This is a genomic window from Erwinia sp. S38 (genome assembly GCF_016624545.1).
Lineage (GTDB): Bacteria > Pseudomonadota > Gammaproteobacteria > Enterobacterales > Enterobacteriaceae > Erwinia > Erwinia coffeiphila.
This window is the reverse complement of sequence record NZ_JACVTS010000029.1, coordinates 1-13250: the sequence shown is the minus strand read 5'-3', so window position 1 is coordinate 13250 and position 13250 is coordinate 1. Positions and strand designations below refer to the sequence as shown.

At 56.8% G+C, this 13250-nt stretch carries 6 protein-coding genes; all 6 read right to left on the bottom strand.

Annotated elements, in window-relative coordinates; genetic code table 11:
• Window positions 1–366 precede the first annotated feature (366 nt).
• The gene (locus tag IBT46_RS24050) at window positions 367–1569 is read right to left on the bottom strand and encodes a L,D-transpeptidase family protein (RefSeq protein ID WP_200547707.1); all 1203 of its coding nucleotides are present in this window, start codon (window positions 1567–1569) and stop codon (window positions 367–369) included.
• A gap of 615 nt (window positions 1570–2184) precedes the next feature.
• The gene (locus IBT46_RS24045; protein ID WP_200547706.1) at window positions 2185–5355 is read right to left on the bottom strand and encodes a glycosyltransferase; all 3171 of its coding nucleotides are present in this window, start codon (window positions 5353–5355) and stop codon (window positions 2185–2187) included.
• A 20-nt stretch (window positions 5356–5375) separates the two neighbouring features.
• Window positions 5376–6635 (bottom strand): HlyD family type I secretion periplasmic adaptor subunit, encoded by a 1260-nt coding sequence (locus IBT46_RS24040; protein ID WP_200547705.1) that lies wholly within the window; start codon window positions 6633–6635, stop codon window positions 5376–5378.
• Window positions 6616–8814, bottom strand: coding sequence for a type I secretion system permease/ATPase (locus tag IBT46_RS24035; RefSeq protein WP_200547704.1), 2199 nt, complete (start codon window positions 8812–8814; stop codon window positions 6616–6618). Before IBT46_RS24035 ends, IBT46_RS24040 begins: the two co-directional genes overlap by 20 nt.
• Window positions 8811–10244 (bottom strand): TolC family outer membrane protein, encoded by a 1434-nt coding sequence (locus IBT46_RS24030; RefSeq protein ID WP_370569525.1) that lies wholly within the window; start codon window positions 10242–10244, stop codon window positions 8811–8813. The genes IBT46_RS24035 and IBT46_RS24030 overlap by 4 nt, the downstream gene beginning before the upstream one ends.
• Window positions 10245–10462: 218 nt before the next feature.
• Window positions 10463–13250: Ig-like domain-containing protein (locus tag IBT46_RS24025; RefSeq protein WP_200547703.1), on the bottom strand; the 2788-nt coding region annotated here is incomplete at its 5' end.

The following is a 13250-nucleotide window of genomic DNA, read 5'->3' as shown; positions in this document are numbered from 1 at the left end:
GGGTTCTCCAAAGCCTATTGTTGTCGAGGGCATCAGCAAATTAACGCTAACGCAGCATTAAGCTAATGCGATTAGCCTGGTCAGTACGAGTCATTCCGTGCGCTTGTGCCTATTTTCGTTAATTAAATCAGACAGTAAGATGCAGCCTAATTCTAAGTGATTATATAAATTGCGGGCGATCAAAAAGGAGCAGGACGCGATTCGAAGATGTGCAGCTGAAGGTGTCCGCAGCCATCCGGGAGAGGGCGTGCATTATTCTGCAAGTGAAGCTTTATGGCAAAAAAAACTGCACCTTAATCAGCGGCTCTGACCGCCTTTCAGGTGCAGTTTTTAATCACCGGGCCAGTGAGCGGCCCCTGATGTCAATCAGGATTTCGGCGTGCTGTAGATTGGGCCTGGCTGGCTCAGACCAGGAATGGTCTGCGCGTTGCTTTCAGCGGGTGCATCGGTCGCTGCCGGTGCAGACTGCTCGGTGGCTGGCTGCTCCGCCGCGGCCTGTTCAGCGGGTTGCTGCGCTGCGGCAGTGGCATCACCGGTAACAGAATCAATCACGTTGGCACCCTGCGGGGTGACCGGCGTCATCGGCTCTTCTTTCGGCAGTGCACCTTCCTGCTCTGGGACAGCAACCGGAGCGGTGGCATCGGCTTCACCGTTTACTTTTACTGGCATACCGGAACGCGCTTTCAGCGCGTCTTCCATGCTGGTGGTGTTAACGCTGGCATCGCTAACCACTTTCGTTACCGCAGCGGTAAGCGTCAGTGGAACCGGCTCGCGTGACTGGAACTGCTCTTCAGTCTGCGACAGCGGGTTGTGGATCTCGACATAGCGTGAACCGTCCGGCTCGACCGTTGCCTTAACAGGCTGATCGATAAACTGCACGCGTGTACCAACCGGCACGTTGTCGAACAGCCATTTAATATCGTCAGCGCGCAGACGCACGCAGCCGTGGCTTACGCGCAGGCCGATACCAAAGTTGGCGTTGGTGCCGTGGATGGCGTACAGGCGGCCAATATACAGCGCATAAAGACCCATTGGGTTATCCGGGCCAGCCGGGAAAACGGCAGGCAGAGATTCACCGCGCGCGGCATACTCTTCGTGCATTTTCTTGGTCGGGGTCCAGGTCGGGCCGTCTTTTTTACGCTGAACGGAAGTGGTCCAGTTAACCGGCGTATCTTTACCCAATTCACCGATGCCGATTGGCAGCACGACAACGGTTTTCGTGCCTTTCGGGTAGTAGTACAGACGCATTTCCGCGCTGTTGATCACAATGCCTTCGCGCGGAGCATCTGGCAGGATCAGCTGCTGAGGAATGATCAGTTTGCTGCCGGCTTTTGGCAGATACACATCAACGCCCGGGTTGGCTTCCATCAGGTTGCTCAGACCCATCTGATATTGTGCAGCAAACGCTTCAAGCGGAAGCTTGCTGTCTTCAGGAATAGTGATTTCCAGGTTCTGTCCAATCAGGCGGCTGTTGGCGGCCGGAAGCGGATAAACCACGGCGAAGGCTGAGTGGCTGAACGCCGCTGCGGCCAGAAACAGGGTGACAAATGCACGGATGCTTTTTTTCATATTATTTCAGGTGTAGCGCCATGTAGACTGTTGATAAACGACCCAATACTGGTCAACTGTGACCGGCTGCACATTATATGTTCATAATGGCCTCGGATGAAACCAGGATTTATCTTTGTTGAACTTTCTTTACGAAGAATTGTCTGCAATGCCACCAAATCGTGGTGAATTTTCACTCCAGCCTGCGATACTAACGATTCCAGCGATATTTTCTTCAGTGTTTTCCTAAAAGAACGTGTTGCTGTTGACCAATCTAACAACCTGCCCTTAACGATAAAGTCAACGGAATGAAAAACGCGCGAAGGCAGGCACAAAAAAGCCCATCCAGTTTTATGCAAAAAGACACAGGCTTGCCGTTGTGCAGTCATTAACGAAGCCATGATATTCATATCATCGACAGCGTGATGTCAGTCAGGCGGTCATTAGCGGATGATAGTTAAGGCGATCGCTGACGTACGATGAGGGACTTTTTCAGCGCAGGTCGCGCAAAGCGGGAATGGCCAGGATATCGGGGGCGAAAATGCTAACCGCCCCCGTCATCAACTGAATAAATGTTGTGATGTCTCAGACTATTTTGATCCGGGCGCCGGCGCTATCTCCAACGGCACGGAACGACTATTGCTTTATTTTGACGCGCTCCTGGCTGGCTGGTAGCGCCTGCTGTTCGCGGTCGGCCGCCAACTGGCGCATATCATCCCACCACTGCCGCCATTTCTCTGCCACCACCGGCGTAAAGAAGCGTGCCGCGCTGCGTGCAGCTGCCCCGCGCATGGTGCGTAGTTTACCCGGGTGCTCAAGCAGATCGATCAACGTATCCGCCAGCGCCTGCTCGTTACCGTCTTCAACCAGCACGCCTGCCTTGAAGTTGCTCAGCAGATCGCGCGGACCGTAATCGACGTTAAAGCTGACCAGCGGTGTGCTGTAGGCCAGTGCTTCCAGGCCAAACAGCGAGAAACCTTCCTGGTCGGAACACAATACCGCGCAGCAGGCCTGGCGGTGGATGTCTTCAACATCGGCGGAGAATCCATTGATATGGATATTCTGCGTCAGGCCTTTGTCCTGAACCTGTTTAATCAGTCCGGCACGCAGCGGACCTACGCCCCAGGTATGCAGCTGCGCATCTGGCACCGCTTTCAGTACTTTCTCAAATACACGGATCAGCAGGCCGTGGCGTTTTTCTTCAGCATAACGGGCCATATAGACCACATTTTTGCTGGCTTTTTTGGTGATTTTTTTGGTCGCCTGCGGGTTATCAATGTGGTTAGGGATAGCGCGCAGCCGCTGCGCCGGGAACCCGCTGTTGAGCAGCGCCTGCTGCTGTCCGTCGGTTAACACGATCAGCTGGTCGATACTTTTCTCGCAGTCCAGGACGCGTGCATAGCCTGCCTTCAGCCTGCCATCGGCCAGTTTGTGGGTGGAGTGGAACAGGGTGGTCAGCGTGCCGTTGCAGTGCAGGTGTGGTGCATGGCGGATAAACTCGCTCCACGGACGGTTTTTATCCACCAGGAAGTGCCATTCGGTACGCGGGTCGAGGCACATGATCGCCATCGCCGCGACAAACGCCGCGTCGCTGCGCCAGCTCAGTTTCTCGGCGTTTGGCTGGCCGACCTCAATGCTGGACAACAGGCTGCTCTGCTGGCGCTGGGTATAGTGCTTGCGCAGAACGATGCGCTGACGGCTGTCGACATAATCTTCGAAGCTCAGCTCGCCTTCACGCCCCGGCAGCGCATACTGCAACACGCGCAGCGGCGTGTCTTTCGCCCCCGTTGAACGTAACAGCACGCCCTGCGGAATCGCCGCCAGCGGTGCGAGTTTCTTGCTATCGCACAGCGGTGAAAGCCACTGATAGATGCTCATCACCTGAGTTTCTGCCGGAAGCTTACCGGCCGCCTTAAAGGCCTCGGCGGTTTCTTCCAGCGCCGGGTTAAACGACGAACTTAGAATGGTTGGCACCACGCCAAGGTACTCTTTAAACAGCCTGACGCGGCGCATCGTTGCCACTTCAATACCGTTACCGACGTTACGCAGGTTTTCACACAGGAACAGCACCCGTGGTTCGCCGGACTTTCTTGGCCCACCGCGTGCAGCCATGGCCTTTGCCGCTACTGAGGCCTTCACAGCGGCCGCCTGTTCATGAGCGGGTTGACGCAGATAGTTGTGGTAGGCAACGTAGCCTGAAAGATAGTGTTCAACATCATCGATCCTCACTCGGAAGCTGTGGTGGCGGATAAAGAAGCTGCCAACAATACGCTCGGGGTTTTTAAAGAACATCGCCAGTTCTGGCCAGAAGAAACCGTTCAGCAGGTAGCGGGCGCGGAACTCCAGCGCCTCGTAAAATTTATTCAGATCGAAGTCAAACAGCAGATGGGCGTGGCGTTCGTCGGCGGCCATCCGCACGATCATCTTCTGCGCCGCCATCATCAGCTCAAGCAACGTCGGGAAAGTGGTGATGCGCGTCAGCACAAAATTCAGATAGTCGCGAACGTTATCCAGCCCGAATTTAAAATAGCGCTCTTCAGGCCGGTACAGCGTCAGTTCATTAACGCAGTAACTCAACCAGTGGTCGTGTGCCTGCCAGTGTTTATTCTCAATAAAGTAGTCAAACGCGCGCTCGACGATCTCCAGCCAGCGCGGATTGCGCGTTATGCCGTAAAGCCGCATCAGCGCAAAGGCCGCTTCACCGTCGTAATAGATGATGCGATGTTCTGCCTTCACCGACAGGCTGGGGAAGTTCAGCACGTGAACAAACGATTTCTTATCTGTCTGCATAAAGCCGATGCCGTTTGCCAGCCGCTCCATCTGCTCAACAAAACGACGATCGCCGGTCAGTTCGGTGTATTTAGCCATTGCCAGAATACAAACAGCGTTGCCGCCCAGCTTGATCTCATTGCCGGTATCGACAAGAAAATCGGCGTCGCTGCCATCCGGCAGTTTGCGGGTGTGGATCAGCTTGCCGGTCAGGTAGCGCAGCGAGCGCTCAACCGCTTCAATCTGCTGCGGCTGCTGGCTTTTCTCCCAGCCTTCAAGCAGGGCATAGGTGGAACTGGCGTGGCGCAGCGCGTTGTAGGAGTCAATAGGGCGGTCAAAGCAGGGGAACCAGCCGTAGTAAAACTCACCGGAAGATTTCACCTGTTCTGCCAGGAAGCTGGTGGCGCTATCAATCACCTGTGGCAGCGTCTCGCCCGGCCAGTTGTCAATGCGGCGGTAGCCCGCGTTCAGCCCGCGATTTTCCAGCGGCAGAGTTTGCTGACCGTCGGTAAATACGCCGCTGGTGGTAAAGCACCAGAGGATCTCATCGTCGCGCTGCGGCCACTGTAACGGCTGACCAAAACGCTGGCGGCCGTAGCTCGCCAGGTTAATCACGTTCGGCGTCGCGAGGTTTTTATTGCCTTCATACAGGACGGCGTTGGCGCACAGTTCCTGAGGCAGCATGGCGAGGGTGAACTGGCTGTCCAGAGAAAGCCCGCAGCCAAAGTAATTGCGTTTCGTCTTGCCGAATTCACGCTGTAAATCTTCCCAGCTCACCGCACGGACCTGATCCACCACGTCCACCCGCAGCCAGAGCGGCTTGCGGCTTTGTTTTTTATTCCATTTTTGCAGCGCTTCCGCGCCCTCACTCCAGGCCTGTTCAAAGCTGTTTCCGCTGGCAATATGGACATGTGCACGTTTATTCCCGTGACAGAGACTGAAAAAGAGTACCCAGCCGGGATGACCTGCCGGCAGTGCTGTGGTCGTCACGCTTTCGGCAGAATCTCGGGCTGCCTGCAATAGTTTGCTTAATGACATCTCATCTCCTCCAGAGACTATTAACGCTCTCTGAGCGCTTCTTTTGCTCGGTTAAACGGTTTAAACAGGTAATCCATCACGGTTTTCTCGCCGGTTTTAATATCCACCGACGCGATCATTCCCGGAGAAATGGAGAAGTGTTTGCCATTTTTATTCTGCAGATAGTCGACATCGGTACGGATAAATACGCGGTAGTAATAAATCTCCGGTTTCACTTCGTCCTGAATGGTATCCGGTGAAATGGTCTCAACCACGCCGTGCAGCCCGCCGTAAATGGCATAGTCGTAGGCGCTGATCTTGACCAGCGCATTCTGGCCGGGGTGGATAAAGGCAATATCGCGCGGCGACAGGCGGGCTTCGATCAGCAGACGATCGTCAACCGGCACAATCTCCATCAGATCGCCGTTAGGGGGGATAACCCCGCCGATGGTGTTCACTTTGATATTTTTAACGATGCCGCGCACCGGCGAACGTACGGTCAAACGGTCGACTGAATCTGAACGGCCCTTGATCACTTCCGCCAGCGAATCGGCTTCGGCGTTGGCTTTGGCCATCTCTTCCCGCGCCTGCACGTAGTATTGCGAACGCAGATCGGTCAACTTCAGGTCAAGGTCCGCCTTCTGGCGGCGCAGGCGCAGCACTTCTACATTACTGGCCGCGCCGGTGGTGGCGAGCCGCTCGGTGATTTGCAGCTCGCGTTTTACCAGGTCCAGCGCTTCATTGATCTGCGTTTCCGACCCTTTCAGCTGGGCACGGCGGGTGTTATACAGCCGGGTTTCGGTCGCTTTCAACGACTCATATTTATCCAGTTCGGCCGGGAAGGTCAGCGGCAGATCGTTCACTTCCGCCGTCAGACGCGAGGCTGAGGCCAGTGCCGCCCGGTAGCGGGCCGCGCTTTCACCGACGTTAGATTCGGATCGGGTCGGGTCCATCCACGCCACGATCTGGCCGGCTTCCACTTTGGAGCCTTCACGTACGTTCAGGCCGCCGAGGATCCCGCCGTCCAGCGACTGCAGTACCTGCTCACGGGTGCTGGGGATGACCTTACCCGTACCGTTAGAGACTTCATCCAGCGTGCCAAACCACGCCCAGACGGCAATCACCGCCAGCATCAGCGCGGTGATCCACACAATCCGCGTGGAGCTGGACAGTTTGACTTCATCACTTTCACTGTTATCGATGTCGTCCGCCAGGGTAATACTGGCACCGTTATAGACCGGCTGTACCGGAGATTTGGCTCCATCGAGGGTGATCGGCAGATCAGGCAAATTTGTTTTCATCGCTGACCTCCAGGGTGCGTTTTTTCTCTTCGGCACGATTCATCGCTTTATCCTTCGGCGCGTCCATCACCAGCGCACCATCCTTCAGTACTAGCACACGCTCGGCCAGCTCCAGCACGGCAGCGCGGTGGGTGGCGATAATCAGCGTACGACCGGCCAGCCAGCCGCTAAGGCGCTGCAGGAAGTCGCGTTCGGTGTGTTCATCCAGCGAGGCGGTCGGTTCATCCAGCAGCACGATATTCGGGTCACGCAGCAGCATACGTGCCAGCAGGATGGACTGACGCTGTCCGCCGGACAGACCCAGCCCGCCTTCCATAATCTGGTGTTCCAGCCCCAGCGGCAGGCGTTTGATAAAGTCGGCCGCGCCGCACACTTCCAGCACCGCGAAGATATCTTCGTCGCGGGCATGCGGTGCACCCATGGTCAGGTTGTCGCGCAGGGTGCCGTGGAACATGCGGGCGTTCTGGGTCAGCAGGCCGATATTGCGCCGCAGGTCGGCGACGTCGATATGCGGCAGGCTGAGGTTATCCAGCCGCAGCTCGCCGTCCGCCAGCTCCACGCCACCGGACAGCGCCTGCAGGAAGGTGGACTTCCCGGCACCGTTGCGGCCCAGCACGGCAATGCGTTCGCCGCGGCGGATATCCAGCTTGTTCACCCGCAGCGGGATCTGGGTCGATTCCATGTCATAGCGGAACACCGCCGAACGGATATAGTAATCACCGTACAGCGTGGCGCAGTGTACGCGCGCCTCATCACCACCGTTTTCCACCGGCAGCTTCATGATGTTATCCAGGCCGTCCTTCGCCGCTTTCACCTGCTGCCAGCGTGCCAGCACGCCGCACAGGCTGGTCATCGGGGCAATCATACGTGAAGAGAGCATCGACGCTGCCACCACCGCACCGGTGGTAATATCACCGTTGATCACCAGCGGTGCACCGATCATCACCACGGTGGCGTACACCAGGCTCTGCACGGTCATTCCCCAGCTGATTAGCCCCTGAGTCAGGCGGCGGGTGGCCATGCCGGACTGTGCGGTGATCTGAATGTAGCTGTTCCACTGCTGCTGGAAGCGCTGCTCCGCCTGCATCAGTTTGATATCTTCCAGGCCCTGCAAACTCTCCACCAGAATCGCGTTGCGCAGGGTGGTTTCCATCGAGGCCTGGCGTGCCAGCCGCGCCAGCTTTTTCTGTAACAGCAGGCCGGGTACCAGCATCAGTACCGTCGCCACCGGTGCTATCCAGGACAGGTAAGGCGAGATCACGATCAGTACGCCCATAAACAGCAGGAAGAAGGGCATATCAACGATGGCAGACACGGTGGTCGAGGTGACCATTTCACGCACCTGTTCCAGTTCACGTACCTGGGAAATAAAGCTGCCGGTGGAGCGGGGGATCGCACTGTTACGCAGGCGCAGCGCGTGGCCAAAGACCCGATCGGAGACGCGCAAATCGGCGCGTTTGCCAAGAATATCGGTCACGTGCCCGCGGGCGATACGCATGATGAATGAGAAGATAATGGCAATCATCACGCCGCCAAACAGCACGTACAGCGTCGGATAGGACTGCGCCGGGATTACCCGGTCATACACCTGCATCGAGAAGATAATCCCGGACAGCGCCATCACATTGATGATTAACGAAGCCAGCATCACGTACCAGTACGGGCGGATATCGCGCATCACCAGATCGCGCAGCCAGTTCGGCGTGTATTCCGCCAGATAGCGGTCGGCGCGGACATCTTTTACTGCGGCAACGGGACGGAAGGCGGCAATATGCCGGATGTCCGGCAGCAGCTCGGAGAAAGAGAGCTGCGTCACCAGCTGGGCGTCACTGATAAAGCTGACCCCGATGCCGTCTTTGCCGTCGAAGGTTTCAATAATGCCCACCTGGCCGTCATTCAGCTGGATCACCAGCGGCAGTCGCCAGCTGGTGATCTCACTGTCTTCGGTGTTCAGCAGTCGGCCGGACAGCCCGGCCTGACGACCGAGATTTTGAATAATGGCCGCCAGCGGCTTATCCCGCTGCCAGCTGGCGGCGGCCTGCAGACCGCCGGGGGAATATTCCAGACGGTAGTGTCTGGCAATCTGGCCAATCGCCGTCACCCAGTCGTGAAGATGGCTGTTCTCATTATTATTCTCGCCGTTATCGGGTTCGAGAGGTTCCTGGTGCAGCTGACTCATGGTTGGATCTCCACCTGCTGGATTTTCTGATTATCCAGGGCAAAAGCACTGCGGATATGCCCCGTGCTGTACAGACAGTCCAGCTGCAGGGTACGGAGCTGGGCGATGGTCTGCTGCTCGGTAAAACGGGACTGATAAATTTCCTGCTCGGCGTTCAGCACGTCGAGAAGCTGGCGGGTGCCAAGCTGCAGGTACTGCTGTTGATACAGCTCGCGGGTTTTTTCACCGAGCGCCTGCTGACGGGCCTGAATGGCTAAGGTGGTGCTGAGGCTCATCGACTCGTTCTGCGAAGCGCTGAGCTGCTGCCGGGCATCCAGACGCGCCGACTGCACCATGGCATTGGCCGCCTCAAGGGTATGCATGGCGGCATTACGCTGTGCATCCAGCCCGCCGCCCTGATACAGCGGCATCTGTACCCGGACATACGCCGAATACTGTGTGCGGTCCAGGGTCTGATGGTTGGCGTAGCGATCGTTAAGATAGTGGGTGACTTCCGGCTCCAGGGAGATGGTCGGCATCCGCTGGGCATCGGCATAATCCAGCTGGGCCTGCGCCTGATTGGCCTGTGCCCACGCGGCCAGCACGGAAGGGATTAAGCGATCGTCAACCTGGGTCACTTCACAGGCTTTCGTCAGCTTTGCCGGGAAGTCGTTGGTGACTTTATTCACCGCTTTCCAGCCGAGATAGGTGGCCAGCGTTGCGCGCCAGCGATCGAGGTTGGCGCGATACTGCATCAGCGTCGCGCGCGCGCCTTCTATACGGGTGTTGGTCTGTACCACGTCCGATAGCGAGCTGGCTCCCTGATCGTTACGCTCGCGGGCCAGGCCGCCAATGGTGTTCAACGAGTCCAGCTGCGCCTGTGCGATGGCAACCAGCTCCTGATATCCCTGAACCTGTACTAATGCAGCGGCCGTATCATGAGCAACCTTGTCGATGCTCACCAATACCTGGGCCTGCTGTTGTGCCACGCCGGCATTCGCAGAACGCACAGAGCTGGAGACTTTACCGAAGTCATACAGCATCTGGGAAAGCGAAAGGACCAGCGACGGGCTGTAACCGTGTCCACTGTATGTGTTGGTAATACCGTTATTCATTCCACCGCTAATTTGCGGATAGTACTTGGAACGGGCGTAATTCACCTGTTCGGACTGCTCAAATAATTTCCCGACCTGTTCACTGATTGTCGGATGCCACTGTACCGCGCGCTGTACCGCCTTGCTGATATCCAGCGGCTGGTTGGTATTTTCTATAACAAGTTCGGTGACTTCGCCGTTCAGGCTGGGTAGTTCTTGTTGGGTAACCAGATGTTGCGCGCTGATGCGCGAAGGGGCGTCTTCATCCAGCTCTTCTGCCTGCGCCGGAGCCAGCGGAAACAAAACACCGGTCAGCATAAGTAAGCCTGCCGTACTGCGTTTTAGGCGATGAATCATAGAAATACTTTTCCCTGTTCGCTGTTGCTGATCTCTTACATGCTTCACCCGTCTGCGGGGTTTTACTGTTGTAACATTTAACAATCCGCGTACTCCTTCAGGCAAACCGTAACAGGAAACGGGGGTGCGGCAGCCCCTGGCTACACTACCCCCGTTAGTAAATAACGTTACATTTTTTGGCACTTCCCTGTGCCACTGAAAAATCCCTAAATCATTAGTTACACGGAAGTATTGTGCTGTTGCAGCAATTCGTCCAGGGTAACGGTCACATTTTCGAGAGTAATCAGTTCGGTTGAGTCGTACTGCGTTCCTGCACCGTCACGGTCAATCGACACCACGGTATTGCCGTCGTCGGTATGTTCTACCGAGACATAGTTACCGATAGTGGCGGCCGAACCGTCCCAGCCCTGCAGCAGTTCACTGACATCGATGTGGTCTTCGCCGACGGTGAAGTCGGTCCAGGTATCCGCACCGTTGCCGCCGGTAGAGTCATCCTGATCCAGCAGGTGGTAAACCACCGTGTCTGCCCCGTCACCCAGAGTGAAGGTGTCGTTGTAGGCACTGCCGGAAACAGAGTCATCTTCGCTGGTGCCAGTGACCGCTGGTGCCAGGTCAATGGTCAGCGAGTTCAGCGTGATTGAACCGTCGGTTTCAACCAGCGAGTACGAGAACACTTCTTTAGAAGTGATATCGGCCGCGGTGATCCCTTCGTTTAATTCATAGCTGTACGTACCGTCAGCGTTGATAGTCAGCGTGCCGTACAGGCCATCCACGGTGGTCGATGCCGTACCGTCATCCGTCAGGCTGATACCATCAATACTCAGCGTTGCGCCGGTATGAGTGGTGGTATCGCCATCGTGCACGTTGCCGTGAACGGTGCCGGAGGCTTCACCATCAGTATCGAAGGATTCCACCGCCATCAGCGCACTGAACGTATTCACCCCGTTGTGCAGGGTAATGGTCAGCGTCGATGATGTCGTCACGTTATGCGAATCAACCACCTGATAGGTAAAGGTCGTTGTTGCTGGCAACGAGTTCACTTTCAGGTTAGCTGCCAGGGTGAAGGTGTAATCCCCCGCCGCGTTGACAGCCAGAGAGCCGTACGCATTAGTGATGGTGGTCAGACCAGAGGTTGCAATCGTCGTACCGTTCACCGTGGAGACATGCGTGCCTGTTGGAATTTCACCAGTAGAGGAGCTGGTGTCATTGGCTAACAGGTGGCCTGTCGTACTGGTGCTGTTGGTAAGCACAGTGGTGGTCAGGTCGGTTGCTGCGTTTACGCTCAAGTTGTTCGTGGTGATTGCCGTGACACCTGTGGTGTTCAACGCAACAACATAGGATCCGGCGGTGTTAATGGTAAAGGTGTGAGAACCTGAGGTAGGTGTCAGACCAAGCAGTACCTGGTAGAGTTGACCAGTGGCAACACGGGTTAATGAACCATCGGTGTTAACGTGGTACACATACGCCGAAACGGTTGAAAGAATCTGAGCCCCATTAATACCGCCGGTTACGGTAAAGGTTCGAGACTCATTCGCCCCCACGGTGAACTGCAGATATGGGTTGCTACCCAGAAGGGTAATATTCAGCAGATTCGCCCCAAGACCCACAGTCAGTAATGCAGTCTTGCTGTCCGCACCAATCGCCGTGGACTGTACGCTTCCCGTGTGCGTCAGGAAGTCCACTTCACCGGTATCCGGCGTTGCCGTCACGATGATCGCGGCTTTCACCGACGACGCCGTTGATGGGTTGTTCGCGGCATCCGTCAGCGTAACCGACAGCTGCGTACCATTGGTTTGCGGCGTAGTCAGATTAACGGTAAAGGAACCATTATCTCCAACCTTCACGTTCGCCGGACTGATGGTATTGCCGTTGGCATCTTTCACCGTCACGGTTGAGCCAGGCTCACCGGTACCGGTAATCACCGTACCCGCCGTGTTGATAGACAGTCCGGTTGGAGCATCCGGTGGCGTAGTGTCGTGTGCAGTAACCGGTGCAGTTGGCGATGGGTTGCCCGCTGGATCGGTCTGCTGGACGGTCAGCGCCTGGCCATTGGTCTGCGCGGAAGTCAGGGTTACAGTGAAGTTACCGTCTTCTCCAACGATGGCTCCTGCCACGCTGATCACAGTGCCGGCGGCATTACGTACGGTGATGCTCGCACCTGGCTCGCCAGTACCCGTGATGCTCAGGCCGTTAAGTGCCACGTCCAGATCCCCTACCTGTACCGGAGGCGTGGTATCGCCCGCGTCAACGGTGGTTGGATCGGACGGATTGCCTGCTTCATCGGTCTGAATGACGGAGAGGGTTTCGCCGTTGGTCTGAGGCGTGCTCAGCGTTACGGTGAAGTTGCCGTCTTCGCCCACCACAGTACCCGGGAGGCTGATAATGTTGCCGTCAGCATCACGAACGGTGATGGCTGCACCCGGTTCACCGGTACCCGTAATCGTCAGGCCGTCAGCGGCCACTTCCAGATCGTCTACCTGCGCCGGAGGCGTGGTATCGCCCGCGTCAACGGTGGCCGGATCGGACGGGTTGCCCGCTTCATCGGTTTGAATAACGGAGAGGGTTTCACCGTTGGTCTGTGCCGGGTTCAGGTTCACGACAAAGTTGCCGTCTTCACCTACAACCGCACCAGGGAGGCTGATAATGTTGCCGTCAGCATCACGAACGGTGATGGAGGCACCCGGTTCGCCGGTACCGATAATAGTCAGACCGTCATTGGATACGATCAGATCGTCAACCTGCGCCGGAGGCGTGGTGTCGCCCGCATCAACGGTGGCCGGATCGGACGGGTTGCCCGCTTCGTCGGTCTGGGTAACGGAGAGGGTTTCGCCGTTGGTCTGAGGGGTGCTCAGCGTTACGGTGAAGTTACCATCTTCGCCCACCACGGCACCCGGGAGGCTGATGACGTTGCCGTCAGCATCACGAACGGTGATGGAAGCACCCGGTTCGCCGGTCCCCGTAATGCTCAGGCCGTCAGCGGCCACTTCCAGATCGTCAACCTGTGCC

Coding starts and splice junctions, on each gene's coding strand:
- IBT46_RS24050 (WP_200547707.1), bottom strand. CDS start 1,569: ATGAAAAAAAGCATCCGTGCATTTGTCACCCTGTTTCTGGCCGCAGCG.
- IBT46_RS24045 (WP_200547706.1), bottom strand. CDS start 5,355: ATGTCATTAAGCAAACTATTGCAGGCAGCCCGAGATTCTGCCGAAAGC.
- IBT46_RS24040 (WP_200547705.1), bottom strand. CDS start 6,635: ATGAAAACAAATTTGCCTGATCTGCCGATCACCCTCGATGGAGCCAAA.
- IBT46_RS24035 (WP_200547704.1), bottom strand. CDS start 8,814: ATGAGTCAGCTGCACCAGGAACCTCTCGAACCCGATAACGGCGAGAAT.
- IBT46_RS24030 (WP_370569525.1), bottom strand. CDS start 10,244: ATGATTCATCGCCTAAAACGCAGTACGGCAGGCTTACTTATGCTGACC.